This window comes from Mucilaginibacter sp. 22184, assembly GCF_052045695.1.
GTDB lineage: Bacteria > Bacteroidota > Bacteroidia > Sphingobacteriales > Sphingobacteriaceae > Mucilaginibacter.
Window position 1 is genome coordinate 280,711 of the sequence record NZ_JBQEPI010000007.1, and the last position, 25,025, is coordinate 305,735.

Consider the following 25,025-nt stretch of genomic DNA (forward strand, 5'->3'; position numbering starts at 1 on the left):
ACTACTACTATGAAAATTAAGGAAATTCATTTGCTGACGAATAACCTGCCGGTAACAGAGCAATTTTACAATCATGTACTCGATATTAAAACTAACCGGAAAACAGAAAACGAGCTTTCATTTTTAATAGGCAAAACCAGGGTCACTTTTATACATTCAAAAGAAAGCGTAAATCCCAATTATCATCTGGCATTCGATATCCCCACCAATAAACTCGAAGAAGCTTTGGCATGGATAAAGGAAAAAGTAACCATACTCCCGGTTATTGCTGATACTTACCTTTCGGACATTAAACTTTGGAACGCCCGGTCATTTTATTTTTATGATAACAATGAGAACCTGCTGGAATTGATATGCAGGTACGATCTTCTAAACCAATCCGAGGCTCCGTTTAGCGGTGATTCCATTCTGCACGTAAGCGAAATTGGTATAGTGACCTCAAATGTGCAAGCTTGTGCTGATGATCTTATAGCCAGATACGGTTTGGATTATTATGCCAAACAACCCAAACAGGATAATTTTATGGCCTTGGGAGATGAGGGCGGTCTGTTTATATTGGTTGATCCAAACCGGAATTGGTTCCCAACGGATAAGAAAGCTCAGCCATTTTGGACAAAGCTCACATTCTTCTCAAAAAATGAGGATCATATTTTGCATGTAAACCATGCCTGAAGTTATAGCGTTTTAAAACGTGTAAAGCACGACAAACTTTACCCGTTAAAATATATTTTTAGGCGAAACAAGAATAAATCAGCCGAAATAACATCAATAGGTAATAAACCTATTTGGCGGATCCATAAACAAGCCATATCCAAAACAATACCTGAATTTCGTATGTTAGGCTCATTTACGGACAAACATTAAAGCACCCCCCAATTTGACTACATACACAACCCTTATTATACTTAGCGGACTGGTCATATTTTCCTACCTGTTTGATCTGCTGGCCGGTAAAACAAAGATCCCATCGGTTATTTTATTGCTACTGCTGGGCATTGGGCTGAAACAGGTGGTAGAATACTTCAATATCCCAATGCTCAATTTCTCGCTCATCCTGCCCACGCTGGGTACATTGGGTTTGATACTGATCGTATTTGAAGGGGCCCTGGAGCTGCGGTATAACAGCGATAAAAACGCGGTTATCAAAAAGGCATTCTTTTCGGCATTGGGTGTGTTGTTATTGAGTTCGGTAGCCATCACCGGTATTATCTATTACCTTACCGGCGAAAGCATCTACAAATGCTTTGTGAATGCCATACCTTATTGCGTGGTGAGCTCGTCTATCGCCATACCTTCTGCAGCCAATCTCATCAAGAGTAAAAAGGAATTTATTATTTATGAGTCCTCGTTTTCGGATATCCTTACGGTAGTGCTGTTTAATTTTATCGTCCGGAATCCTAAGATAGATATAGGTTCATTTGCCAAGCTGGGTGGCGAGCTTACGGGTATTATCCTGGTGGCTATCCTGTCGTGTCTGGCCTTGTTATATGTTATCGGGCGCTTAAAACATCATATTAAATCGTTCCTGATCATATCATTATTGATCCTGGTTTATTCTATCGGGCAATCATACCATTTATCGGCGCTCATCATCGTATTGGCTTTGGGTTTGTTCCTGAACAATGCCAACCAGATCAATTTCTCCTGGTTCAGGAAAACGTTTATTTACCCTGCCTTTAAGCATGATATTAAGCAATTGCACCAGCTTTCGGCCGAAAGCGCTTTTTTGATGCGTACATTCTTTTTCATCGTTTTTGGTTATACCATGAATATACGTGAGTTGAACGATATGCCAATTTTGCTGAGCGCCGGGGCCATTTTGGTTTCTATTTACATAGTACGTTTCCTGTACATTAAACTGGTATCCAAAACCGACCTGATGCCCGAGCTTTTTATTGTACCCCGCGGATTGATCAATGTACTATTATATTATAACCTGCCGGCCAATTTGCGCATCCCGCAGGTTGGCGCCAGTTTGTTATTTGTGGTAGTGTTGGGTACCAGTATTATACTGAGCCTTGGTTTGCTGGTAACCAAAAGACAGGCAACCAGTCAGAGTCAGGAATTTGGTGATGTTTAGCTCACTCGCTCTTTTGAAAAGTTATAAATCATGGTTTACATGTAAACCCAGTTTTTGACTAAATAAATTAATTAAATAATTGATTAACAGTTGTTTATATTAATATAAACCATGAAAAGTGTAAACCGTGTAAACCCACTTTTGCTTGCTGCTCTCCTCACGCGTCATTGCGAGGTACGAAGCAATCTCTATACTATACAGAGCGGTTCTGCTTATCGGGATTGCTTCGTACCTCGCAATGACACGTGTATCAAAAAACATAGATCGGTGAATGGACTCCACGCCGAAATTTGAATTGCACTCATTCCAAACAATTGTCAGGAATTAATGATATTTGATTAAACGATTACATCTATGACTATTACTACCCGCCTTGCTACTTTTGAGGATATATCTTTTTTACAGCAATTGATAGGGGCATCGGTACGTGGATTGAGTACAGCTTATAATACCCCAAACCAGATAGAAAGTGCCATTAAATATATTTTTGGTATCGATACACAACTCATCATTGACGGTACTTATTATGTGGCCCAGATTGGCGATACCATAGTGGGTTGCGGCGGCTGGAGCAAACGGAATACACTATACGGTGGCGATCAGCATAAAGCTGTGGAAGACACGCTGCTTGATCCGGTAACAGATGCTGCCCGCATCCGGGCCTTTTTTGTACATCCCGACTGGGCCCGGAAGGGTATTGGCAAACATATTATGCAGGTATGCGAAAACGCGGCTATTGAAAATGGCTTTACCCGTTTTCAGCTGGGAGCCACTTTACCAGGGGTGCCGCTTTATGAGGTGATGGGTTATCGCCCTGTAGAGCATATAGAACAGCCCATGCCCGATGGCGAAATGCTGCCGATTGTAAAGATGTATAAGGGCTTGTAGCCGCTCTAAACTGCGCAAGTTTCGGGTTTTATAGGGGTTGATATCGGGGTAAATTTGTTTATCAATAATTAATAAACAAGACGATGAACACACAAGAAAAAATCAATTACGACCGTATCGCCGAGGCGATCAACTATATAAAGCTGAACTTTAAAAATCAACCCAACCTGGATGATGTAGCCGAAAAAGTGCATTTAAGTCCTTTCCACTTTCAGCGTTTATTTACCGATTGGGCAGGTATCAGTCCTAAGAAATTTTTGCAGTACCTGAGTTTGGATTACGCCAAAAACCTGCTGAAAGATAAACAGGCAACTTTGTTTGCTGCCGCTTTTGAAACCGGCCTGTCGGGCACCGGCCGCCTGCACGATCTATTTATCAATATTGAAGGCATGACACCCGCCGAGTACAAAAATGGCGGCAAGGAGCTGGATATCAACTACAGCTTTGCCGAAAGTCCTTTTGGTAACATCATTGTAGCCTCAACTCCCAAAGGTATTTGTTATATGGCTTTTGCCGATGACCGGGAAGACGCCTTTAACAAGCTTCTGGAGCAATTCCCCAATGCGTCCTATACACAAGTTGTGGATGTGGCCCAGCAGGATGCACTGCATATCTTTAAAAAGGACTGGTCGGAGTTATCCAATATAAAGCTGCATTTGAAAGGTACCAGCTTTCAGCTTAAAGTATGGGAAACGTTGCTAAAAATCCCTATGGGTGATCTGAGCACTTATTCCGATATCTCTAAGCAGATCCATCAACCCAATGCCAGCAGGGCGGTAGGCAGCGCGATAGGCGCCAACCCGGTTGCTTTCCTGATCCCTTGTCACCGCGTTATCAAATCAACCGGCGAATCGGGTGGATATCACTGGGGGCCAACCCGCAAATCGGCTATCATTGGCTGGGAAGCCGCTTTAGTTAACAACCAGGCATAATAGCACAGATATGAGTATTCAAGAACGAATTGCCGGCCTGAACTGGGCCGGCATTTCCAATGGGATGGATAGCAAAGGTTATGTGCTGGTAAAAAATGTATTAACAGCGGAGGAATGCGATGATCTCACCGCTGAGTATACTAATGATCAACTGTACCGGAAAACCATCATCATGGAGCATCATCAGTACGGATTGGGAGAGTATAAGTATTTTAAATATCCCTTGCCTGCGCTTATCCAGCAATTGCGGGAAAGCGTTTATCCACAACTGGCGCCCATTGCCAATGGCTGGATGCAATATTTGAATAAAGAACAACGCTTCCCGGATACTTTGGATGAGTTGCTGCAGCACTGTCATGTGCATGACCAGCTAAGACCAACACCACTGATATTGCAGTATACCCAGGGCGGCTATAATGCTATGCACCAGGATCTGTATGGCGAAGTATTTTTTCCGATGCAGCTGGTTTTTATATTGGATGAACCCGGCCGGGATTATGAGGGCGGTGAGTTTATACTGATGGAGCAAAAGCCCAGGGCACAATCGCGCGCTATAGTGCTCAAACCGAGTAAAGGTGATATGCTGCTGTTTACAACAAGTTACCGTCCCGCCAAGGGCAGCATGGGCTATCATAAAGTAAACATGAAACACGGGGTAGGCGAGGTAATCGCAGGCAAACGTCGCAGTATGGGGGTTATTTTTCATGACGCCAAATGATCAGGCATCTGGAACTGGGCTATAAGGCTTTTACCCGTAGCAGAAAACTCAAGCAACTGCTCGATGCCAAACAGATTTGGTTTGGCGGCAATGCCCGGCTTAAAATTTATGGTACGATGAACTGCGGATCGGGCAAAAGAATGAAACCAGAAAACCGGGTTTTCTTTACTTCGGAAGCAGAGGCGCGTAGCCTGGGATATCGCCCTTGCGGACACTGTATGAGAGCGGAATACCAGAGATGGAAGAATTCCCAACATAATTAAAGCGCACCTTATTGCGTTTATATGATTGGCTAAGTACATTTAGCCAATCTTATCATCATGCTCAGGAAAACCATCTTTATTCTATTTATACTCGTAGCCGGCAGAACGGTTTATGCGCAAACCGCTGACGAAGTATATGATCGTTATGTTGATTTTAACGAAGCGTTTCTGAATGCCAATATGGAAAAAGCCATGACCCTTGGCGAGCAAATATTGCCCGATACCGCCAAACTGAAACCCGGCATCCGTACCAGTTTCTATAACTTTATGGCACAGGTTTATGAAGGTGATCAGCAAAGCGGCAATGCCATTATGTATTATAATAGGGTAGTTGCAGCAGAACCCAATTACTATGTAGCTCACAGGGCCTTAGGTTTTCTGTATATTAAGGATATTTCGGGCAAGCCTGCTAATGAGGTTGTAGTAGATGCAGCTTATATCAGCAAAGTAAAAAAAGCCTTACCTCACCTGGAAAAAGCCCAGGCCTGCGACCCGGACGATGAAACACTAAACCTGATCAAACTGCTTTACCGCAATATAAAAGATCAGCATGGTATTGATACCTTACCCGCCCGACTTGCCCAACTAAAAAAGAGCTGTGTAGATATCCTGAGCCCATGAAGATGTGCAAATGTGCGGATAAGCAGATATGCAAATTAAAGATGTGCAGATAATTTCAATGCAACTCATTTGCATATTTAAAATCTGCACATCTACAAGCTTACTTTTGCCTGAAGCTATCGCCTATGAATTCCAGGGCATCGGTAATGCCGGTGCGCCAGTAGGTCCAGTTGTGGCCGCCATCACGTATCCTGAATTCATGCGGGACTTTCTTCTCCATCAGGGCAATGTGAAGTAGAGAGTTGCCCTTGCTTAATGGATCGTCGTCGCCACAGTCTATCCAATAGCGAACCGTCTTTAGTTCGTCAGTAGTTTTACTTTGTACCAGGCCCAGTATTGAGTAGTTTTGCCAGGTAGTATTTAAGCGTTCCTTACCTTTCAGATCAGGGCCGATCACTTTGCTATATACTTCGGCCCAGCGTGCACCCGGGATGGCTATCAGATCCTCATCACTACGTACCGCCGCACTCAGGGCTGCTGCTGCCGAAAACATTTCGGGGTGTTTAATGCTATAAACCAGCGTACCAAAACCACCCATGGATAAACCTGCTACACCGCGGTATTTTTTTTCGGCTTTGATGTGATACTCTCTTTCAATATCGGGGATAAATTCCTTAAAAAAGAAATCCTCATAATTTTGTTTCCCATCGTAGGAGTTAATATAATAGGTGGTCTGGGCATCGGGCATCACAATAATCATGGGCGGAATTTTACCTTCGGCAATAGCTTTGTCGGCATAATGGTTTATTTCGCCAAACTGCAGCCAGCCGGTTTGATCGTCGCCATAACCATGCAGCAGGTACACCACCGGGTATGTCCGGTTTGATGTTTCATAATCGGGGGGCAAATAAATAGCGTATTTTACATTATGGTTTAAAATATCGCTTTTGATGTTTTGCTCGTCTATCACTTTACCTGTATGCTGGGCAAATGAGGCGCCAGTGCTTAAAAGTAATAAAAGCAAGCAGAGCTTAAGGTATAATTTCATAGATTTTTAGTATCTGTTTAGTATCAAGCAGCGAGTATCAAGTATCAAGCCGGTTTCTCATTTGGATATATACGTTGTCATTTGCCTATCCGCACATCAAAAGCTCCCCCTTCAGGGAGCTGGGGGGCTCTATTTCTGTCTGAAACTATCGCCTATAAATGCCAGCGCATCAGTAATACCTGTACGCCAGTAGGTCCAGTTGTGGGCGCCATCCCGAATCCTGAACTCATGCGGTACTTTTTTCTCCATCAAAGCTACATGCAGCAGGCTATTGCCTTTGCTTAAAAAATCATCATCACCACAATCAATCCAATAGCGTACGCTACTTAGCTGCTCTGTGGTTTTATCCTGCACCATGCCCAGTACTGAATTGGCCTGCCAGGCCTTATTCAAGCGATCTTTACCTTTGAGCCCGCGCCCATAGAGCTGTGCAAATACATGGTCCCAGTTTTCATCAGGCATACCCACCATCTGATCATCCGGAAGTACGGCCGCGCTCAATGCCGCTCCGGCAGCAAATAACTGAGGGTATTTGAGGGTATAAATAAGTGTGCCATATCCTCCCATTGACAAACCAGCTACACCCCGGTATTTTTTATCGGCTTTAATGTGGTAAACTTTTTCAATCTGCGGCATAAATTCTTTAATAAAAAAGTCTTCATATTTTTCTTTGCCGTCATAAGAGTTGATATACCAGCTTGAATCGGCATTGGGCATCACAATAACCATGGGTGGAATAGTGCCTTCGGCAATTGCTTTATCGGCATAACGGTTTATTTCGCCAAACTGCAGCCAGCCGGTATTGTCATCGGTATAGCCGTGCAATAAATAAACAACAGGGTAACTGCGATTGGCTGTTTCATAATCGGCCGGCAGATAGATAGTATATTTTACACTGCGTTTTAAAATACTGCTTTTAACGGTTTGCTCCTCAATAACTTTGCCCTGCGGCTGTGCAAATGAGGCATTAACCCATAGGATGCAGCAAAACAGCAGGCACTTCTGAATGGTGTTCATAGATAGGCGGTTTAGTTTTGGTTGATGGAAATTTAGGTAATTTTTAGCGTTAGCCAAATACTATCTAAAAATTAAGCGCTTTACCCTGTACCGGGTATACCAGGTTTAGCTGTAACTGATTGGCAGTTTTAAGCTGGGCCTTGATCCGGGCTATGCTGTTGGCGGGTGGTTTAAGATGTGTAACAACGATATTTAACCCTTTTAACTCAGCCGGACCTGTAAGCGCGGCCAGCTTATCCATTTCGGTCATGAACCAATGTGGTGTCAGATGACCAAAAAGTGTTTTATCAGGTTGTTCATCAGGGAAAGACACCTCGATCAGGACGGCTTTTAATTTTTTGGTTTTTATGAGTGGGGCGATAGCCTGCCAAAGGTTTTGCAGGTTGGTGCTTTTTTCAATAGCATCGGCGCCGGTATCGCCCAGATACAAAACGTAATCATCATTACTTTGTACCAGGAAGGCGGTACTGGTTAAGTTAGAGTGACTCAACGGGAAGGCCTGTACTTTAAGCTGAGTATTTTCGATAGGAGTTTCGGTGCCGGGATATAGTACCTTATAGCGATATTTTTTTAAAGCAGGTGTTTCGCCTTGATCTGCAAAGTTGGCCCAGCTTGCCCAGGTAAAATAATGAGTTTTGATAGTTTCAATGGTACCCTGAAGACCATAAATGTTTTTGCTGCTGTCTTCGGGCGAATTGATGATGAGCCCGGCTATATGATCAAGGTGAGCATGTGATATAAAATAGCCTTTAATATATTGTCTCAGTACCTTATCACCAGGTACCTGGAATGTTTTGTTTGCCACCGCTTTTTGGATACCATAATGTAAGGTGCCGGCGTCAAAACAAATATATTGCTGAGTGCCGGTGGCGGCCAGCATATAGGCCGAAAGATTGCTTTCGTCGATACCGCCAAGTACACCTAAGGGCACCAGTCTGAAAGCTGGTTTGCTTTTGGGTTGTGCCAGCACAATAAAAGGCAGCAGAATATAAGTAACTATCAGTAATGCTTGCTTAAGGCGCATATTTAGTTTGTTTTTTGATTGCAGATTATCGCAATTGTGGCCACTAAATTAATGATCCCATGGCATTAAGCAGGGCGATAATTAAAAAATATAGCGGACTTTGAGACAGCGTGTACAAAAGAACTTTTTTATGGGAAGCCAAAAGAGAAATATTTTAATAAATGGATCCCTTTTACGACGTATATCAAGAACTTCTTTGCACTTTTTACATCTGTAAACAGGGCGTGGCGGGGCATTAACAATTTGCATTACTTAGGGGGATTAATACAGCACAAACCTAAAACAAAAGGCCGAAATTTTAAAGCGGCTTCTTCCAAAAAGGTATTAACTTTCTGTTAAATAGAGTTACTCTGTTTTCATTTCGGCGGCAGCAGGTTTTTTGTATTCGTAATCACCACCTAACAGATAGCCCCACGGCTTTAAGCTTTCGATACGGTCAAATATGATCTTGAAAATAGCTATAACCGGTATCGACAGGAACATGCCCGACAGGCCCCAGATCATTTCGCCTAAAATGATCCCTATAAATGATATCAAAGCATTGAGCCTTACTTTTGAACCTACAATGGTAGGCAATAAGAAGTTAGCATCAATAGCGTGTATGCCAATTACGCTACCCATCACCAATAAGGTGTCCTTAATGTTACCTGTAGCAAAGGTGATAATGGCACTAAGTAGCAGCGCGGTAAAAATGCCAATATAGGGTATGATATTGAATAAGCCTACAATTATACCCAGCAAAGCGGCATACTTAATGCCAATGAGCAGGAAAACGCTGATGGCCACGGCCGCTACGATTACCATTTCCAGCAAAAGTCCCAGGATGTATTGCCTTAATATAGACTGGATATTCTCTACTATATCCATTACAATGTGTTGGTTTTCATCACGAAAAACCCATATAATAAAACGTAACAACAGGCGTCTGTAGAGCAATATAAAAAAGGTAAATATCAGTATGAATACATAAAAAAGCATCAGCGATGAAATAGCTCCGAAGGTTGTACCCAAAACGTCGCCGCCTGATGCCATGATCTTATCTGCAGTACTGTGCACATAACTCATTTGCTTTTCGGTATCAATATGAAAGGCGGAATTTACCCACTGCTGCAAATCTTGCAATGATTGTGTTACCTGTTTCTTGAGCATAGGCCAGTCGCTGGCTACTTTTGATATTTGTGAGCCAACCAGGTATAATATGCCGTAAACAAAACCAATAAGCAGTAATATGGATAATAAGGACGACGCGCTTCGTGGCAGCCGGCATTTTTTTTCCAGAAAATTAGATACAGGTAACAGTAGGATCGCGAAAATAAATCCGAATATCATCGGATCAAGCAGATCTTTACCAATAATAACAAGATAACCAAGTGCGAAAAAACCGATTAATATCAGTGCAAGTCGTTCGTAAAAAGGGGCGATCAGTTTTTTTGCTGACATATTAATTAAATTGCTTTTTCAGTGTTTTTCAGATGGGTAACATAAATGATTGCCGGATGTTTGAAGTTAAGTAATAATTGCCGACAATTTTGCCATTTTAAGTTTTTTGTACACCTGAAGCGATCAAATGTATGTTCTGTACCGGAATAGCTGTTTGGCTAGATGAGATTTGGCAAATATTTTGCACGAGTTAAATTATCTATCTAAAAACTAAAATTATGGCAAAGTACTCAGAAAAAGCAGGTGAAAAAGTTGAAAAAACCATGCACGAAATGAAAGAGGGTAAACTCAAAAGCGGTAGCGGCAAAAAGGTGACCAGCAAAAAGCAGGCTGTAGCTATTGGCTTATCCGAAGCACGTAAAGAAGGTGCAAAAGTGCCTAAAAAGAAAAGCTGAAATTTAAAATGGAAAGCGTTATTGCTCCAAACAATAACGCTTTTTTACCCATGACTGGTAAATGCATCCATCACATCCATTAGCACAATCGCTTCTTCTATACTGCAAGGATTCGGTCCTTCGTTTTTAAAGTAGGCTACTATCTTTTCGATCATCGGTTGTTGTATATGCTGCGGATGCGTAAAAGTTATGGTTTCGTCTTCTGTATCGGTTTTCCAGCTGATGTAGTTACCAAAAAAGGGGAACATGATCTTACCTTTGGTGCCGATGATCTCGCAGGTATCAGTAGTTAAGTTTTCAGCTACATTAAAGCACCAGGAGCCGTTTACTACCACTTTGTTTTTAAATAAGATCTCTCCGCAAACGTGATCGTCGGCCGGGGTAGCGCCCGATTGGTTGAGCGAGAAGCCATGATATTTCTCAGGTTGGCCAAAGTAATACAGCATCAGATCGAGCTGGTGCGGGGCAAGATCATGGAAATAGCCACCACCAGACAGTTCCGGATTTACCCGCCAGTTGTCCTTGGTTTTGGCAATCAATTCTGGTTTGCGGCTTTGCCACATTCTGATCTGTACCGTGCGAATATCTCCTATCTTTTTGTTATCGATTAGCTCCTTAACGGTTAAAAACATAGGTACAGCACGGCGATAATGGGCAACGGTAAGCTTCGCATTGCTTTGTTTTACAGCTTCGGCCATTGCGCGGGCCTCAGCGGCGTTGCGGGTAACCGGTTTTTCCACATATACATTCAGCCCTTTTTTTAAGGCACTCAGGGCATATTCCAGGTGCGAGGATGGGGGCGTAGCAATATAAATGGCGTTAACACCGGCCTCATTCATCAGTTTTTCGGCATCACTGTACCACTGGCCTACCAGGTGGCGCTGGGCATAGTCGGCAGCTTTGGTTGCGTCGCGACGCATCACAGCCAACAGATCGCTATCGGCTACTTTTTTAAATGCCGGTCCGCTTTTTACTTCGGTTACGTCGCCGCAACCAATAATGCCCCAATTGATGTTGCTCATATAAGTAAGTACTTTAAAAACGTTGTCATGCTGAGCGTAGCGAAGCATCTATTATCCAATAAAACAGGGTCTGGAATAGATCCTTCACTACGTCCAGGATGACAATTATATATAATGGTCGTCCTGGCGACACTCACTCCGGGGTTTAGGCGGCCAATATTTTTTCTATCTGCGCTAATTCATCAGCAGAGAATGCGATATTATCCAAAGCCTTTAATGAGTCGGCCAGTTGTTCTGCACGGCTTGCGCCAATCAGTACCGAGGTTACCCGGTTGTCTTTCAACAGCCAGGCCAGGGCCATTTGCGCCAGTGTCTGGTCGCGTTTCAGGGCCAGATCATTCAGTTGTTTGATCTGGGCTATCCGTTCAGGTGTTACCTGGTCTTTTTGCAGGAAACCGGTTGATTTGGCGGCTCTTGAATCTTCGGGAATACCGTGAAGATATTTGTTGGTCAACAAGCCTTGCGCCAAAGGTGAGAAAGGGATACAGCCTACACCGGTATTACCCAGCACATCCAATAAACCTTCTTCCGGATCGCGTACAAACATGGAGTATTTGGGCTGATGGATGAGGCATGGTGTGCCCAGGTCTTTCAAAATTGCGATAGCTTTGGCTGCTTCTTGAGCCGGATAGTTGGAAATACCTGCATATAAGGCTTTGCCCTGACGAACGATCAGATCAAGCGCAGCCATGGTTTCTTCCAGCGGTGTTTCCGGATCCGGACGGTGGTGATAAAATATATCTACATAATCCAGCCCCATGCGTTTCAGGCTTTGATCTAAACTGGCTACCAGGTATTTTTTGGAGCCCCAATCGCCATAAGGACCGTCCCACATGGTATAACCGGCTTTGCTGGAGATGATCATCTCATCGCGGTAACCACGAAAATCTTCTTTTAAAATACGACCAAAATTTTCTTCGGCAGAGCCCGGAGGCGGGCCATAGTTGTTGGCCAGGTCAAAGTGGGTGATGCCGCTGTCGAAAGCCAGGTGTAAAATTTTTCGGTAAGTTTCGGTTACATCTACGTGCCCGAAATTGTGCCACAAACCAAGCGAAATAGCCGGCAATTTAATACCGCTATGGCCGCAACGGCGATATTGCATTTTTTTGTATCTGTCTGCTGATGGTAGATATGTCATATAAAATATGGGGATTATATTGTGGAGTAAAAATAGAATTTTATGTAGATAACGGAAGTAAATTATTTGTTAAGTAGAACATCCGGGCTGACATATATTTCCCGCGTCATTGCGAGGGGCGAAGCAATCTCTATGCTATACAGAGCTGCTCTGCTCATCGAGAATTATTAATATTGATTATTTTCAATCGGTATTAATGAGCTCCCTCCGGTCGGTTGTCTTCGTTCCTCGCAATGACGCGCGGGGACAGAAGGATTTCATCCTCTTTCCGCCGCAGGAGAAGAGAGGGTCGACTAGCGAAGCGTAGTCGGGGTGAGTCGTTTCAGTAACAGGATTATCCCGCGCAAAAGATCTCTCCTCGTACCTCATTCGAGATGACAATTGAGTTTTATCGAGTTATACGATCTCCGCTACCACAAATGTGCTGCCGCCTGCAAATACCAGGTCTTGATCCGTAGCATTGGCCTGGGCTGCCAATAAAGCTGCTTTTACAGAGGGGTAGGTACTGCCGTGTAGGCCAAAACTTTCTGCTTGCTGTTGCATGCTTTCGGCATCCAGTCCTCTTGGTATATCGGGTTTGCAGAAGTAATAGGTGGCATCTGTGGGTAGCATGGCCAGTACTTTGCTGATGTCCTTATCGTTCACCATGCCTATCACAAAATGTAGTTGCTGGTAGTTAATCGCAGCTATATTTTTCAGTACTTCCTGTATGCCATCAGGATTGTGACCGGTATCGCAAATAGTGAGTGGGTTGGTACTTAATGCCTCCCAGCGACCGTGCAGGCCGGTGAGCGTCTTTACCTGTTTTAACGCGGTGGTAATGTGTTCATCGGTTATTTCAAAACCTTGTTTACGCAGTTCGTCTACAGCAGATAAAACACCCTTGATGTTTTTAAGCTGATAGGTGCCTGTAAGGTCGAGCGACATGGTAAGTGGTTGGTAGTGAGTGGCGAGTAGTGAGTGGCGAACCTCAATTGTTAAGAGGATTGGACTTTCGGACTTTCCGACTTCCGGACTTTCCGACTCGCGCCAAACCTCCGATGCAAAAGTGATTGGACTATCTTCCTGGTTCGCTTTATCGATGAAAACCTGTGCCGTTTCGGGTTGGGTTTCGCTGATCACTACGGGGATACCCGGCTTGATGATACCTGCCTTTTCGCCGGCTATCAGTTGCAGAGTATCGCCCAGCATATTCATATGATCCCAGCCGATATTGGTAATAACAGAGAGGAGCGGGGTAATGATGTTGGTGGAGTCTAAACGCCCGCCCAGGCCTACCTCGACTATAGCTATATCCACTTTCTCTTTAGCGAAAACGTCAAAGGCCAGGGCTACGGTCATCTCAAAAAAGGAGGGTGCTATTTCCTCAAAATCGGTACGGCGGGTCGCGACAAAATCAATCACGGTTTGCTCACTGATCATTTGCCCGTTAATGCGAATGCGCTCCCTGAAATCTTTCAGGTGGGGCGATGTATATAGCCCGGTTTTATAGCCCGCGATTTGCAAAATGGCGGCCAGCATGTGCGATGTGGAACCCTTACCATTGGTGCCTGCTATATGCACGCTTTTGAACTGATGCTGCGGATCGCCCAGTCGTTTGCAAAGCTCAATAGTATTGGTGAGATCCTTTTTAAAAGCCGAGGCCCCATCCCGCGTAAACATGGGGAGCTGAGTGTATAGATATTGGATGGTTTCGTTGTAATTCATGGTTGCAGTGGCCCATAGTCGATAGACTATAGCTATGGCGAATATTCAACAAACTTATAAATAAATTTATTGCTGTGGTTTACAGAATACAGGTGCTTGTGAAAATGTGGTAAATCAATGATACAACCCTTTCTATGGTCTATCGTCCATCAACTATTGAGCAAGCTTAGTTTACCTTAAATACAAATACCACGGAGCCTTTCTGGGTATCAGGAGCGGTATCCAGCGAGGTGATGCGGGCATTTCGTACGGCATCCTCGCATTTCTGGATCAGGTTATAATCAGATATTGTGGTTCCGCGGCCAGCCTTGGCGTAGGTTACATTACCGGCCTTGTCTACCTGTATATCTATCACTACTTTACCTGTAAAACGGTTACCGTCATCCACATTGGGTTTACTAACAAAGTTACGTGCCGATAGGTTAAGGTTACCGCCATTGCCAGATCCCGTTCCGTTATAATTATTGGTGAGTGTTGTACCTGTGGGCTTGCCCTGGTTACCTGGTGTATTGCCGGTTCCGTCGCCTTCGCCGGTGCCTGTTGTGGCCTTGCCTTTATATAAAGCGTTTTGGTTCACGGTTGGTTTGGGCTGTGTTTTGGTAGGCTGCGGAGTAGCTACGGTATTGCTTGGCTTTTTTGTTGGGGCGGCCACTTCCGGGGCGTCCTCGGTATTTTGGGTCACCACTGTTTTGTCGCTGCTTTGCGGCGTGGGCTTATCCTCGGTGGGCTTTTCGTGGGTAACTTTATCCGGTTTGGTATTGTTGGCCTTTTCGGCAACCGAAGGCTCTTCGGTGCTCATATAATCATTACCTGTACCTTCATCAACAGTCCCGTAATTTACAAGTATGCCCCCTGTACCTTCTTCCTGTTTGGGCGGGTTTTGAAACACGATAAAATAACAGGCAGCTATAAGCACAGCCAGAATAATGCCTGTTGCCGCGAACGCCTTTGGATAGTTATTTTCTTCTCTGTATTCCATTTTTTAGTATCACGTAGTTAGTATCAAGTAGCTAGTATCAAGTATCAATATTTTTTGTGGTCGACTTTTAAATGTCGTGATACTTGATACTAGCTACTTGATACTATTTCGGTTCTGTTGCCAGAACGAGTTTGATGTTTAATTTTTGTGCTATATCCATTACCTGTACCACATCCTGTATGGCTACGGTTTTGTCCACGTATAAAACAATGGTGAGTTCTGTTGCCACGGTTTTATAGCCCGCCAGGGTAGTTTGCAGGGCATCTACCGGAACTTCCTTTTTATCAACGTAGTACTTCAGATCCTTGGTTACCGACACGGTGATGGTTTTTTTGGATACCGATTGCCCGCTTGATGATTTAGGCAGTACCAGTTTAATCACGTTGGGGTTGGTTACTGTTGACGCGATGAGGAAAAACAGAAGCAGGAAGAACATGATGTCGTTCATGGCAGAGGTATGAACCTCTGCCGATGCACCTCTATGTCTTTTTCTTAAATTCATTTGCTCGGCTCCTCTAACAGGTCAATAAATTCAATAGCATCTGTCTCCAGGCTCAAAATTACCTTATCAACCATCATATTCAAAATATGGTAACATACATAAGCCACAATACCCACCATTAAGCCGGCGGCTGATGTAACCATTTTTACGTATAAACCACCAGATATAACACCCATGCTGATGTTATCGGTTTTAGAAATATCATAAAAGATCTTGATTACCCCGGCAATGGTACCCAGGAACCCAAACATGGGCGCGATGCCTGCTACGATACCCAGGATGCCGATGTTCTTTTCCAATTTGGATACTTCTAGTTTGCCTACGTTTTCAATAGCACCCTCGATATCTTTAATAGGGCGACCGATACGCAACAATCCCTTTTGCAGCATACGGCCCAGCGGCGAATTATTATTGCGGCAAAGTGCAATGGCCGCTTCCAGGTTACCAGAGTGGATACTGGAGCGTACCTGCAGCATCAGATTGGCCTCGTTTTTAGAGGCTTTGCGAATAGTAAAATAGCGTTCAAAAAATATAACCAAACCTAAAACAGCCAAAATACCTATGGGAACCATCACCCAACCGCCTTTGATCAAAAGATCACCAAAACGCAGCTCTTCGGGCTGTGTAGTAATCGGTTGAGTAATATGGCCTGCGGTGTCTGCTAAATGTTTCGCGGTATCTGCTATCTGCTGAATCAATAATAATGTCATTTCTTTTCGTTAATTTCTTGACTGTATGAGTCTTTGCTTATTTTTTTCTCTTTTATTAATTTAAGTCTTTCGGCTTCTGCCTCGGCAGATGTGGCAAAACTACCAATGATTACTTTTATACGTTTGCCTGAGCCAGGGGCATGCCATGTGCGGGCATCAACACCTACACTTTTGTATATTTTAACCGCTTCATTACTTTTGGTCTGCGTTTTAAACGAACCGGCGAAGATAACATATTCGGGTTTACCAGTATCAGCAGCAGCTACTGTTTTCTTTAACGCCGTATCGGGTTTAGAAATTGCCTTAGCCTGGGTATCCAGGATAGGAGCAGCTGTTTTATTGCTGTCATCAGCACTATCCGCTGCAGCAGCGGGTTTTGTTTTAGGTTGCTCGGTGCCTGGTTTTGCCGGTTGCTTCATAAAGCTGAATAAAGCCGGGTTATATTTATAAAGCCCGAATGCTGCTGCCGCGATAATCACCAGGATGATAAGCGCGATAAGCCACGGACTTGTTGAACGTGTTTTTTCTTCAGTCTCCTCGTCCTCATATACCTCGGGTTGGTCGGCAGTTGGCGCGGGAGAGGTGCTGACTGGAGCAATAGGTTGCGGTGCTACCGTGAATGGTAATGGTGCCGGAACCGGACTTTCGGGCCCTTTTTCCGGATTAAGTTTTTTGATAGGTATCGGCGTGAGGCCGTAAAACTCTGGTCCTTCGTTATGGTTTTCGCCGGCTTTAAAAGTTATTTCCCCATTATTGGTATAAAACCAGCCCAGGCTGGCAAAGGGGACCTCTTTAAAAGCGGCATCCTGCTTTAGGGAGGTAATATACTTTTCGGTAAAATATTTTGATGATGCCAGCGATATGTTTTTCTTTTGGGCGATATGCTCTACCAGTGTATCATCGTCAAACGGATCCGGACTGAATTGTACCTGGTAACCGGGCGGATATAGCTTGCCTTCGACGCTGTTATAATAACCATTTACACGCACTTGTGTAAAAGAACCCAGGCCTGGCACACCTACTTTACTATGCCTGCCTAAGAGTTCGCTTAAATAATTGGCTATATCCATTCGCTAAAAATACGGTTAATTATAAAACATCAAAAGGCTTAAAAAGAATACCCTACGCCGCCAAAGATATTAAATCCGTAGTTAGGGTAGTATAACCAGTTTTGATAACTGGTGCTTAAAATGTTATTAGCCTGTACAAATACGGTTATCTGACGGGTAGCCTTGTATTGAACACCGCCACTTAAGTCGGCAAACGAAGCTATCGGTTTTTGAACCAGAGTTGATGTACCACCTGTAGTGGTAAATGTTCTGTCGTTTGTTGATCCGCGGAACAATAACGAACCGGTAATGCTTACCTGGTTGTTGATATTGATAGATGTACCAGCGGTTAACAAAAACTTAGGCAGGTTCCAGGGTTGTGCCTCGGAAGCCATCTGATAATCCTTGATCTCTACGCGACCAAAGATGTTAAAATCATCGCTGGCTTTAAAGTCAAGCTCACCGTTAAAACCGTTCACGCGGGCCTTTCCATCATCATATATCACCTTGAATTTGTTCACTTCGGCGTCGAAATTGCTTACCAGCAGCGGCATGTTCTTCACGCTGTTGCGAAATACCGATGCCTTGAAGCTTAAGCCTGGAGCAAGAGTACCTTTTAAGCCCGCGCTAAGATCCAGCTGGTCAACTGAGTTTTTGATGTCGATATTTTGACCAAGGAAAGGATTGATGTAGGCCAGATCATGCAGGGATGTGCGGTTGATATCGCCTTTGGCTTCAACAAACAAACGTACATATTTCGGGATCACCTGTACCTCCAATTTAGCGGCAGGGAAGATATAGAACTTGCCAAATTCGCCAAATTCCTTCTCGATATTTACACCCGCGTCAATCTTATAATTAGTACCCTGGAATTTAATATAAGGGTTTAAGCGCAAAATATTATTGCTGATTTTGTAAAGGCTATCTTTCTGTGAGTTAATGTCCACCGAACCGCTCAAGCCCGCATAAAATTGTTTTACAGTTTGGTTGATAAAGCCCGAGATCACGAAGTTGTTTTCCCTGGCCTGGTAAGCATTGCTAAAAGCATAACCTTTTATTTTCAGCGCATAGGTAAAATCGTTTTCGACATCCTTATAATTTTTGGCCAGCTCGGCTTCGGCGCCAATGGTATTAAAATGCTGTTTACCGAGAACAAATGTGCTTACCGGGGGAACAGATTGATCATACCCGTAAAAGTTGGTACCCATACGATTATAGGTGATGCGGCCGCTGATATTATTGTCTCCCAAAATGCTTTTGCCAAATACGCCTACATCATCCTTGCTCTGGCTTTGCTTTTCTAACGAGCCCGATTGCGAAAAATGTTTTAAATACCCACCAACTTGCAATGCTTGGTCACGGCCATTGGAGAAATAAGCTTCACCAAAGAGCGATTTCAGATTTCCGGCGCCTACTTTCACATAGTTATTCAGCAAAACGGAATCCTGTTCGGCTGGCCTTTTCATGGCCTCCAACTGCCTGATCTCGGAGTTTTGCTCTTGCCGTTTATCCAGCGGAGTATATACCAGTGGCGCTTTAAACGGTACTTTATCTTCCAGGTCGGGATTGCGGCGTATTTTCACCGCATCGGCCAGTACCGGTTTGTAAGCGGTAGTTACTACAATCTCTTCAGAAAGGCTGCCACCGTTATCGGCATTAGTACCATTGCCACCTTTTTTGGTAGTATCAGCGGCTGATTTTGCAGCGGCATCACCTAAATTTTTTGATGATGCTGATTTTTTAGGTGCGGTAGTTTTAGTCGCAGGCTTTTTAGCTGCCGGTTTTGCCGGTGCTTTTTTCGCAGCGGTTTTTGTTGTAGCCTTTTTGGCCTGTTTCTTTGTTTGCGCTTGTGCAGGGACAAAGTATAATGCTATTATTAAGGTAAGCAGCGTATAGATATATTTTAATTTCATTGCTTGTCTTTTTATATTATTCTTTGCCATCCTGTTAATTTTGACCGGTTTTGGTAGTATCGGCCGGGGCCGGTTTATTATCATCACTTGTATCGGTTACCGGGGTCTCTATTTTTACAGGTTTACCCGTCAGCACACCCAGCTTTTGCTTAGCTGTTGGTAGCACATCGTCGTTACCTTTATAATTTTCAATAATACTTTGCAGTGTAGCTTTGGCCTGGAAGTTATCTTTCAGCTTCACATAGTTATCGGCCAGCAAAATATAGGTTTTGGCTACCCAGTAATCATAGTTCGGCATTTCTTTAGCCAGGTCGAAACACATTTTTTGTGAAGTTTTGTACCTGCCTTTTAAGTACTCTACATTGGCAATGTTGTATTTAGCTTCGGCTGCTGCTACGGTTTTGGTATTGGCTACAGTATAGTCAAACTCTTTTACCGCGGCAGTGGTATCACCTTTCAGCAGGTAGGCTTCGCCGGCGTATAAACCGGTACGGAATTTATCTTCCTGAGCGGCTTTGTCATTACCTCTGATCTGTTTCACGTAGTTCAACACGTCATCGGGCATATTCATTTGAGCGTAGCATAGCATCAGGTTATTGATGGCGAAGGAATAATCCTCTTTAAACTCGGCATTGGTTTCCAGTTTTTTCAGGAACACAATGGCTTCGTTATATTTTTTTTGTGAGATATACAGCTTGGCCATGCTGATGAGTGATTTCTCGGTATAGGCGCTTGTCCAATCGTTGAGGATCACGTTATAATCAACTACGGCTTCCTGGGTGCGGTTCAGGTTAACTAAACTTTGCGCACGTATAAAGCGGGCCTGTTTTTCGTAGATCTGTTTGCTCGGGAATTTATCCAGGTAGGCGTTAACCGCGCCTACGGCTCCCTGCCAGTCGCCTTTTAAATAAAGGTTGTTGGCGGCCGTGATCATAATATCTTCCTGTTGGGAGGTGGTATAGTTACCGATAGATGTTGTACCTGCATAGTTGATAAACGTTTGGGCATCGCCTTTATCGGTGTATATTTTTTCAATTTGTTTAAGCGATTGTTTGGCCTCATCTGTTGAGGAGTAATCGGCAACCACTTTTTTAAATGATTCAACAGCCAGATCGTCGTGACCGGCGTTGTAATCAATAAGGCCTATGGTGGTAAGCGCGCGCGGTACATAACTGCTATGCGGATACTTCTGGATCATGGCATTCAGATCGCTTTTGGCGCGTTCGCCATCATTTTTAAGGAAATAGGTATAAGCTATTTCGAAAGAGGCATCATCAGCATAATCCGAATTCGGGAAAGTGCTCAATACGTCGTTCAGCGTGCTGATTTTGGTATCCAGTGAACCTTGTAAGCCCTGTATCATACCGCGTTGAAACAAGGCGTAGTCTTCGCCCTGGTTGTGCATAGCTATGATGCGGTTGTAATAATCTAAAGCGGTGCCATAGCTTTTCAATACAAAATAGCTATCACCCAGGCGGGTTATCGCGTCGTTTTCGGTGTTTTTATCTTTTACATCGCCACGCAGGAATTTTTCGAAATAGTTGGCGGCTTTTTTATATTGCTCGCCGTAAAAGGCAGCATAAGCCAAGGCGTAATTGGCGTAATTGCCCAGGTCGGTCTCTTTTGCTTCGGGCATGCTTAAAAACGCCTCGAAGTTTTCAACCGATTCTCCATATTTACGTACCTCGTACATCGCCTCGGCCATCCAGTAAGTGGTTAAAGCCTTAGTTTTTGGATCGACCGGATTTTTTAACGACCGCAGGAAAATACCAATGGCATTTTCAAAAGCACGCTCATTATAAAACTCCAGACCGCGATAGTAGGTAACTTTTTGATAAGCTATCTGCGCGCTTTCCGATTTGTTAGGTATCGGTTCCAGTATCTCTACCGCTTCTTTGTAGTTGCGGGAGTTCAATAGTTCTTCACCAAGCAACACTTTTACTTCATCGTTACGGCGAGAGCGGGGATAATTTTTGAGGTATAAACGGGTAGCTGCCAGCGCTTCTGTATTGAAATCGAGCTCGTAAGATAATTTGGCGTACTCGTACAAGGCATCTTCCTGTAATTGCTTGTCGTAAGTCAGTTTAGAAGCAGCCAGAAACGCGTTACGGGCGCTTTGTTTGTTGTTCATTTTCAGGAAAACATCACCGAGGGTATAGTTACCACTTTGGCTGTACACATCGCCCTGTTCAATCAGGCGTTCCAGTTCGGTTGCCGATTTGGCGTAGTTGCCTACCTTGTAATAGGTGTAGCCAATCTGGTAGCTGTCCTGCGTGTTTTGTGTTTTACCCTGGTCGCCGCTCTGGAAACGGTCGTAATATTTAACAGCGTTATCATAATCGGCTTTAGCGAAGTATGAGGCGGCAATAATACGCAGCATTTCGGTTTCGTGCTCCTGGCGGGTACTGTTTACAATAGGCACAGCGTAGCTGATCACATCATCATACCGTTTATCTAAAAAGTAGACTGCCGATATGTAGTATGGATAGCTCCGTTCGTACTTTTTGGAGTTTTTAAGCTTTTCGAAATTGGCCAGGGCCAGGTGATAATCTTTGTTCAGATAAGCTATATACGCAAAGTAGTACGTAGCATCTTCAGTAAATTCAGACCTTTTATTTTTTACTTCGGCAAAAAGTAGCTGAGCGTTCTTGTAATCTTTAAGAGAGAAGTAAGCGTAACCCTTACGGAATTTGTACTCAGTATTATCATGGCCGTTCAGTTCGCTGGCTTCTACTTTGTCAAACCAACGGATAGCATCTTCATATTTACCTTGTTTAAAATACGATTTACCTATCTGGAAATAAGCCAGCTTGGTTAAGGGGTTTTCGGGATGTTCCTTTATAAAACGCAGGAACATACTTTCGGCATCATCGTTACCCAAATTGAGGGCGCAAAAAGCCTCGTAGTATTGGCTGTTTTCTTTTACCAGCGAGAGCTCCGATTCAAACTGGGGCTGGGTGGCTGTTTTAAGGCGTGTTGCTTCAACAGAGCGGAATTGCTCGGCAGCGGAGGCAAATTTACCCTTGTCCATCAGATCCATAGCGGTATGATAAGTGCGGTAAACCTGGAAGGATGGATTTTGCTGCGCGCTGGCTGTTGAAACAATAAATACGGGGATTAACAGGGAAATGTATTTTATTTTGATCATAAAGCGCATACTAACGATGGTGCTAAATTAGCGAAACGAAAAAGAGCTATTAACATAAGTAATTAACAAATGTGGATAACACTTTTAATTGAACGAAGGTAATACTTAAGATGATATGTGTGTGGAAAACTTTAAAATTGTTGAACAAAAGCCATGGTACTGGCATCGATGGCCAAAGGTAATCAAATAGAGCATCCGGAGGCAATTTATTTTTAAATTATGCATTATATAGTATGAACCGTGATAACCCGATGCGCTTATTAATTCACCGCGTTTTTTTTAGCATGGCTATGTACCGGTTTGTCATATTATTATTATGTATATGCCTGTTTGTACCACGGGTTTTATGGGCCCAGAAAATAGCAGGCCCAATAGTTTTAAAAAACGAACAGTTACCGGTAACGGCAAAGGAGTTTTATGTGGTCGGAGTAGTTGACGACAGGGTTGACCGGAACGCGGTAGCCTGGCTATGGTCAACCGGTCCGGGTATCCCTGCAAAATATACTATCGATCTTAAAGGAGGAACCATAGCCGCTATCAAACAGTTTGTAAATGCCGCTTTGCCGCCTAATAAGATATTAAGACCAGTCATCATCCATATCCAAAAATTCAGATTAGATGAAACACCCTTATCTTTGGATCATGTGGAGGGCAAGCTAAAAGTATCGCTGTCATTCTACCTGCAAAAGGGTGATCAAAGTATCCGGCTTTCTGACTATAATGGCAGCGCGGGCTATAACCGGCATGTTAACCAGCAGATAGATATAGAGCCGGTATTTCGCCATGCGCTGGAGTATGGCCTTACTTATTTTAATACCTGGATAAACAGCGAAGCATCAACCAATATTAAACTGGCGAGGGCGGTAAAGATCTCCTTTACCGATTATACCGAACAGCCCGAAGGTGATACTGTTTACTATTCATTTAAAAGACCCTTAACCTGGGACGACTTTAAGGCCAAGCCACTAAATAGCAAGTTTGGAGCAGAGATTTTACCAAGTATTGGTTACAGTGAGGATGTAGATGTAAGCAAGGGTATTGTAAATGTGCACCTGAGCACCAAGGCTTTTGTGCCCAAAAGCGCCAGTTGGGTAAAAACTGATAGTAAAAATGCCTATAGCCTAAACCACGAACAGCGGCATTTTGATATTGTTAAAATAATAGTGGAACGGTTTAAACAAAAGTTGAGAGCCGAAAAGTATACTGTTGATAATTACGACGGCCCTATTAATGTACAATACCTGGAATCGTTTCATGAAATGAATGTAATGCAGGATCAGTATGATACAGAAACTGCTCACGGCATGAATATAGCCGCCCAGGAAGAATGGAATGAAAAGATAGATAAGGAATTGCGGAGTTTTAGGTAGTGATGAGCGGTTGGGGAAAATGGGGAAACAAGATAATGAAAAATCCTGTAAATCAAGGTTCAGACAAAAAACCGAAATATAGCATCCGAAATTCCAAATTAAAAATATCTTTCATTTATTTTTGAAAGTTTAAAAAGTTATCTATATTTGTATATGGAACTGGCAGAGGCAAAGCTAAAATTTATTGAAGCCTGGGGTAAGCTGGGGTCGGAGTGGGGGATTAACCGCACCATGGCTCAGGTACATGCCTTGTTGCTGATCTCGCCGGAGGCCTTAACCACCGAAGATGTAATGGCCGAGTTGAGCATATCGCGGGGTAACGCCAATATGACCCTGCGTGATCTGATTGGTTGGGGACTAATTGAAAAACAGCATAAAACCGGCGAGCGTAAAGAATACTTTTATGCCGAAAAGGATACCTGGGTAATAGCCAGACGGGTAGCCGAAGAGCGTAAAAAACGCGAACTCGACCCGGTGATCAAGATACTGGGCCAGTTAACAGAGGTAAAGGGGGATAAAAAGGATCCGGCTTTTAAAGCATTCCATTCATCAGTAACAGACATTAGCAGGCTGGCCAACAATGTGAACAAAACATTGGATACCATGCTCAAGGCCGAAGAGAGCTGGTTTTTTGGTTCGATATTTAAAATATTCAAGTAATATATTTTTTGCAAATAAATTTCAATTTTTACTGAAAATTCAATAATTAATAACATATAAATAATCACAATCATGAACTACTTTATTTTAACTTATGTTGTTTACCTGTTGGTAAGCATAGCATTAACCGTATGGGTGGCTAAAGTGCTGTTTAAAAACGGTCGTATATTTTTGGTAGATATTTTTCATGGCAATAATGAACTGGCCGATTCTGTGAACAAGTTGCTGGTAGTAGGGTTTTACCTGGTTAATATAGGCTATATGAGTCTGGCCCTCAAGGAAACGGGTAATATACCCAGCGCGCAGGTAGTAGTTGAGGTTTTAAGCTACAAAGTAGGGTGGATTATCTTGATATTGGGCGGAATGCATTTTATGAACCTGATTGTATTTTTCAAATTACGCAACCGGGCAAAAAGAGAAAGAGCATTTAACATTAATGTCTGAATATGACGGGGATAAAA

Annotated in this window: 24 protein-coding genes; 11 read left to right on the top strand and 13 right to left on the bottom strand. The window is 43.5% G+C overall.

Features of this window, described 5'->3' with window-relative positions:
• The first annotated feature begins 9 nt into the window (after positions 1 to 9).
• The 7 genes from ACTJKG_RS17210 to ACTJKG_RS17240 all read left to right on the top strand — a co-directional run bounded on the left by ACTJKG_RS17210 (position 10) and on the right by ACTJKG_RS17240 (position 5,502).
• On the top strand, positions 10 to 672 hold the full coding sequence (locus ACTJKG_RS17210; protein ID WP_172337041.1) for a VOC family protein: 663 nt from the start codon (positions 10 to 12) through the stop codon (positions 670 to 672).
• 205 nt (positions 673 to 877) lie between these two features.
• On the top strand, positions 878 to 2,080 hold the full coding sequence (locus ACTJKG_RS17215; RefSeq protein WP_440739909.1) for a sodium:proton antiporter: 1,203 nt from the start codon (positions 878 to 880) through the stop codon (positions 2,078 to 2,080).
• A gap of 354 nt (positions 2,081 to 2,434) precedes the next feature.
• The gene (locus tag ACTJKG_RS17220) at positions 2,435 to 2,968 is read left to right on the top strand and encodes a GNAT family N-acetyltransferase (protein ID WP_440739910.1); all 534 of its coding nucleotides are present in this window, start codon (positions 2,435 to 2,437) and stop codon (positions 2,966 to 2,968) included.
• A gap of 83 nt (positions 2,969 to 3,051) precedes the next feature.
• Entirely contained in the window at positions 3,052 to 3,900 is an 849-nt protein-coding gene (locus tag ACTJKG_RS17225) for a bifunctional helix-turn-helix domain-containing protein/methylated-DNA--[protein]-cysteine S-methyltransferase (protein ID WP_440739911.1), read from the top strand.
• A 10-nt stretch (positions 3,901 to 3,910) separates the two neighbouring features.
• Complete coding sequence (locus ACTJKG_RS17230) at positions 3,911 to 4,618, top strand: 2OG-Fe(II) oxygenase (protein ID WP_440739912.1); 708 nt, start codon at positions 3,911 to 3,913, stop codon at positions 4,616 to 4,618.
• On the top strand, positions 4,615 to 4,881 hold the full coding sequence (locus ACTJKG_RS17235; protein WP_172337046.1) for an Ada metal-binding domain-containing protein: 267 nt from the start codon (positions 4,615 to 4,617) through the stop codon (positions 4,879 to 4,881). The genes ACTJKG_RS17230 and ACTJKG_RS17235 overlap by 4 nt, the downstream gene beginning before the upstream one ends.
• Before the next feature lie 57 nt (positions 4,882 to 4,938).
• Entirely contained in the window at positions 4,939 to 5,502 is a 564-nt protein-coding gene (locus tag ACTJKG_RS17240; RefSeq protein WP_172337047.1) for a hypothetical protein, read from the top strand.
• 100 nt (positions 5,503 to 5,602) lie between these two features.
• Here the strand turns inward: ACTJKG_RS17240 and ACTJKG_RS17245 are convergent, their stop codons facing one another.
• The 4 genes from ACTJKG_RS17245 to ACTJKG_RS17260 all read right to left on the bottom strand — a co-directional run bounded on the left by ACTJKG_RS17245 (position 5,603) and on the right by ACTJKG_RS17260 (position 9,971).
• Entirely contained in the window at positions 5,603 to 6,490 is an 888-nt protein-coding gene (locus ACTJKG_RS17245; protein ID WP_440739913.1) for an alpha/beta hydrolase, read from the bottom strand.
• A gap of 129 nt (positions 6,491 to 6,619) precedes the next feature.
• Positions 6,620 to 7,507: an alpha/beta hydrolase gene (locus ACTJKG_RS17250; protein ID WP_172337049.1), complete on the bottom strand. Its 888-nt coding sequence runs from the start codon at positions 7,505 to 7,507 to the stop codon at positions 6,620 to 6,622.
• Positions 7,508 to 7,571: 64 nt separating this feature from the next.
• On the bottom strand, positions 7,572 to 8,531 hold the full coding sequence (locus ACTJKG_RS17255; protein ID WP_440739914.1) for an MBL fold metallo-hydrolase: 960 nt from the start codon (positions 8,529 to 8,531) through the stop codon (positions 7,572 to 7,574).
• A gap of 345 nt (positions 8,532 to 8,876) precedes the next feature.
• On the bottom strand, positions 8,877 to 9,971 hold the full coding sequence (locus ACTJKG_RS17260) for an AI-2E family transporter (protein ID WP_440739915.1): 1,095 nt from the start codon (positions 9,969 to 9,971) through the stop codon (positions 8,877 to 8,879).
• Between the two features lie 218 nt (positions 9,972 to 10,189).
• On the opposite strand from ACTJKG_RS17260, the gene ACTJKG_RS17265 reads away from it, so the two are divergent.
• Positions 10,190 to 10,366, top strand: a complete 177-nt coding sequence (locus ACTJKG_RS17265) for a DUF6496 domain-containing protein (RefSeq protein ID WP_167516215.1) — start codon at positions 10,190 to 10,192, stop codon at positions 10,364 to 10,366.
• A gap of 44 nt (positions 10,367 to 10,410) precedes the next feature.
• Here the strand turns inward: ACTJKG_RS17265 and ACTJKG_RS17270 are convergent, their stop codons facing one another.
• The 9 genes from ACTJKG_RS17270 to ACTJKG_RS17310 all read right to left on the bottom strand — a co-directional run bounded on the left by ACTJKG_RS17270 (position 10,411) and on the right by ACTJKG_RS17310 (position 22,534).
• Positions 10,411 to 11,436: a Gfo/Idh/MocA family protein gene (locus ACTJKG_RS17270; RefSeq protein ID WP_440739916.1), complete on the bottom strand. Its 1,026-nt coding sequence runs from the start codon at positions 11,434 to 11,436 to the stop codon at positions 10,411 to 10,413.
• Positions 11,437 to 11,533: 97 nt separating this feature from the next.
• Positions 11,534 to 12,526, bottom strand: coding sequence for an L-glyceraldehyde 3-phosphate reductase (gene mgrA / locus ACTJKG_RS17275; protein ID WP_440739917.1), 993 nt, complete (start codon positions 12,524 to 12,526; stop codon positions 11,534 to 11,536).
• 396 nt (positions 12,527 to 12,922) lie between these two features.
• Entirely contained in the window at positions 12,923 to 14,233 is a 1,311-nt protein-coding gene (locus tag ACTJKG_RS17280) for a bifunctional folylpolyglutamate synthase/dihydrofolate synthase (RefSeq protein WP_440739918.1), read from the bottom strand.
• 166 nt (positions 14,234 to 14,399) lie between these two features.
• Positions 14,400 to 15,212, bottom strand: coding sequence for an energy transducer TonB (locus ACTJKG_RS17285; RefSeq protein ID WP_172337055.1), 813 nt, complete (start codon positions 15,210 to 15,212; stop codon positions 14,400 to 14,402).
• A 103-nt stretch (positions 15,213 to 15,315) separates the two neighbouring features.
• Positions 15,316 to 15,714 carry an ExbD/TolR family protein gene (locus ACTJKG_RS17290; RefSeq protein WP_172337056.1) on the bottom strand — a complete coding sequence of 133 codons (399 nt, stop codon included), beginning with the start codon at positions 15,712 to 15,714 and terminating at the stop codon, positions 15,316 to 15,318.
• Positions 15,711 to 16,424: a MotA/TolQ/ExbB proton channel family protein gene (locus ACTJKG_RS17295; protein WP_440739919.1), complete on the bottom strand. Its 714-nt coding sequence runs from the start codon at positions 16,422 to 16,424 to the stop codon at positions 15,711 to 15,713. The genes ACTJKG_RS17290 and ACTJKG_RS17295 overlap by 4 nt, the downstream gene beginning before the upstream one ends.
• A complete protein-coding gene (locus tag ACTJKG_RS17300) occupies positions 16,421 to 17,494 on the bottom strand; it encodes an SPOR domain-containing protein (RefSeq protein WP_172337058.1) in 1,074 nt (357 codons plus the stop codon). The genes ACTJKG_RS17295 and ACTJKG_RS17300 overlap by 4 nt, the downstream gene beginning before the upstream one ends.
• A 38-nt stretch (positions 17,495 to 17,532) precedes the next feature.
• Positions 17,533 to 19,386: a hypothetical protein gene (locus ACTJKG_RS17305; protein WP_440739920.1), complete on the bottom strand. Its 1,854-nt coding sequence runs from the start codon at positions 19,384 to 19,386 to the stop codon at positions 17,533 to 17,535.
• Between the two features lie 34 nt (positions 19,387 to 19,420).
• Positions 19,421 to 22,534, bottom strand: coding sequence for a tetratricopeptide repeat protein (locus tag ACTJKG_RS17310; protein WP_172337059.1), 3,114 nt, complete (start codon positions 22,532 to 22,534; stop codon positions 19,421 to 19,423).
• Between the two features lie 233 nt (positions 22,535 to 22,767).
• On the opposite strand from ACTJKG_RS17310, the gene ACTJKG_RS17315 reads away from it, so the two are divergent.
• The 3 genes from ACTJKG_RS17315 (at position 22,768) to ACTJKG_RS17325 (ending at position 25,008) form a co-directional block, all read left to right on the top strand.
• Positions 22,768 to 23,904, top strand: a complete 1,137-nt coding sequence (locus tag ACTJKG_RS17315; RefSeq protein WP_440739921.1) for a hypothetical protein — start codon at positions 22,768 to 22,770, stop codon at positions 23,902 to 23,904.
• A gap of 153 nt (positions 23,905 to 24,057) precedes the next feature.
• Positions 24,058 to 24,564 carry a GbsR/MarR family transcriptional regulator gene (locus tag ACTJKG_RS17320; protein ID WP_172337061.1) on the top strand — a complete coding sequence of 169 codons (507 nt, stop codon included), beginning with the start codon at positions 24,058 to 24,060 and terminating at the stop codon, positions 24,562 to 24,564.
• Positions 24,565 to 24,636: 72 nt separating this feature from the next.
• On the top strand, positions 24,637 to 25,008 hold the full coding sequence (locus ACTJKG_RS17325; RefSeq protein WP_172337062.1) for a hypothetical protein: 372 nt from the start codon (positions 24,637 to 24,639) through the stop codon (positions 25,006 to 25,008).
• The last annotated feature ends 17 nt before the right edge of the window (positions 25,009 to 25,025 follow it).

What these genes read in the sequence shown, in the direction of transcription:
- ACTJKG_RS17210 (WP_172337041.1), top strand. Translation starts at nt 10, where the DNA reads ATGAAAATTAAGGAAATTCATTTGCTGACGAATAACCTGCCGGTAACA.
- ACTJKG_RS17220 (WP_440739910.1), top strand. Translation starts at nt 2,435, where the DNA reads ATGACTATTACTACCCGCCTTGCTACTTTTGAGGATATATCTTTTTTA.
- ACTJKG_RS17225 (WP_440739911.1), top strand. Translation starts at nt 3,052, where the DNA reads ATGAACACACAAGAAAAAATCAATTACGACCGTATCGCCGAGGCGATC.
- ACTJKG_RS17230 (WP_440739912.1), top strand. Translation starts at nt 3,911, where the DNA reads ATGAGTATTCAAGAACGAATTGCCGGCCTGAACTGGGCCGGCATTTCC.
- ACTJKG_RS17235 (WP_172337046.1), top strand. Translation starts at nt 4,615, where the DNA reads ATGATCAGGCATCTGGAACTGGGCTATAAGGCTTTTACCCGTAGCAGA.
- ACTJKG_RS17240 (WP_172337047.1), top strand. Translation starts at nt 4,939, where the DNA reads ATGCTCAGGAAAACCATCTTTATTCTATTTATACTCGTAGCCGGCAGA.
- ACTJKG_RS17245 (WP_440739913.1), bottom strand. Translation starts at nt 6,490, where the DNA reads ATGAAATTATACCTTAAGCTCTGCTTGCTTTTATTACTTTTAAGCACT.
- ACTJKG_RS17250 (WP_172337049.1), bottom strand. Translation starts at nt 7,507, where the DNA reads ATGAACACCATTCAGAAGTGCCTGCTGTTTTGCTGCATCCTATGGGTT.
- ACTJKG_RS17255 (WP_440739914.1), bottom strand. Translation starts at nt 8,531, where the DNA reads ATGCGCCTTAAGCAAGCATTACTGATAGTTACTTATATTCTGCTGCCT.
- ACTJKG_RS17260 (WP_440739915.1), bottom strand. Translation starts at nt 9,971, where the DNA reads ATGTCAGCAAAAAAACTGATCGCCCCTTTTTACGAACGACTTGCACTG.
- ACTJKG_RS17265 (WP_167516215.1), top strand. Translation starts at nt 10,190, where the DNA reads ATGGCAAAGTACTCAGAAAAAGCAGGTGAAAAAGTTGAAAAAACCATG.
- ACTJKG_RS17270 (WP_440739916.1), bottom strand. Translation starts at nt 11,436, where the DNA reads ATGCTTCGCTACGCTCAGCATGACAACGTTTTTAAAGTACTTACTTAT.
- mgrA (WP_440739917.1), bottom strand. Translation starts at nt 12,526, where the DNA reads ATGACATATCTACCATCAGCAGACAGATACAAAAAAATGCAATATCGC.
- ACTJKG_RS17280 (WP_440739918.1), bottom strand. Translation starts at nt 14,233, where the DNA reads ATGAATTACAACGAAACCATCCAATATCTATACACTCAGCTCCCCATG.
- ACTJKG_RS17285 (WP_172337055.1), bottom strand. Translation starts at nt 15,212, where the DNA reads ATGGAATACAGAGAAGAAAATAACTATCCAAAGGCGTTCGCGGCAACA.
- ACTJKG_RS17290 (WP_172337056.1), bottom strand. Translation starts at nt 15,714, where the DNA reads ATGAATTTAAGAAAAAGACATAGAGGTGCATCGGCAGAGGTTCATACC.
- ACTJKG_RS17295 (WP_440739919.1), bottom strand. Translation starts at nt 16,424, where the DNA reads ATGACATTATTATTGATTCAGCAGATAGCAGATACCGCGAAACATTTA.
- ACTJKG_RS17300 (WP_172337058.1), bottom strand. Translation starts at nt 17,494, where the DNA reads ATGGATATAGCCAATTATTTAAGCGAACTCTTAGGCAGGCATAGTAAA.
- ACTJKG_RS17305 (WP_440739920.1), bottom strand. Translation starts at nt 19,386, where the DNA reads ATGAAATTAAAATATATCTATACGCTGCTTACCTTAATAATAGCATTA.
- ACTJKG_RS17310 (WP_172337059.1), bottom strand. Translation starts at nt 22,534, where the DNA reads ATGATCAAAATAAAATACATTTCCCTGTTAATCCCCGTATTTATTGTT.
- ACTJKG_RS17315 (WP_440739921.1), top strand. Translation starts at nt 22,768, where the DNA reads ATGAACCGTGATAACCCGATGCGCTTATTAATTCACCGCGTTTTTTTT.
- ACTJKG_RS17320 (WP_172337061.1), top strand. Translation starts at nt 24,058, where the DNA reads ATGGAACTGGCAGAGGCAAAGCTAAAATTTATTGAAGCCTGGGGTAAG.
- ACTJKG_RS17325 (WP_172337062.1), top strand. Translation starts at nt 24,637, where the DNA reads ATGAACTACTTTATTTTAACTTATGTTGTTTACCTGTTGGTAAGCATA.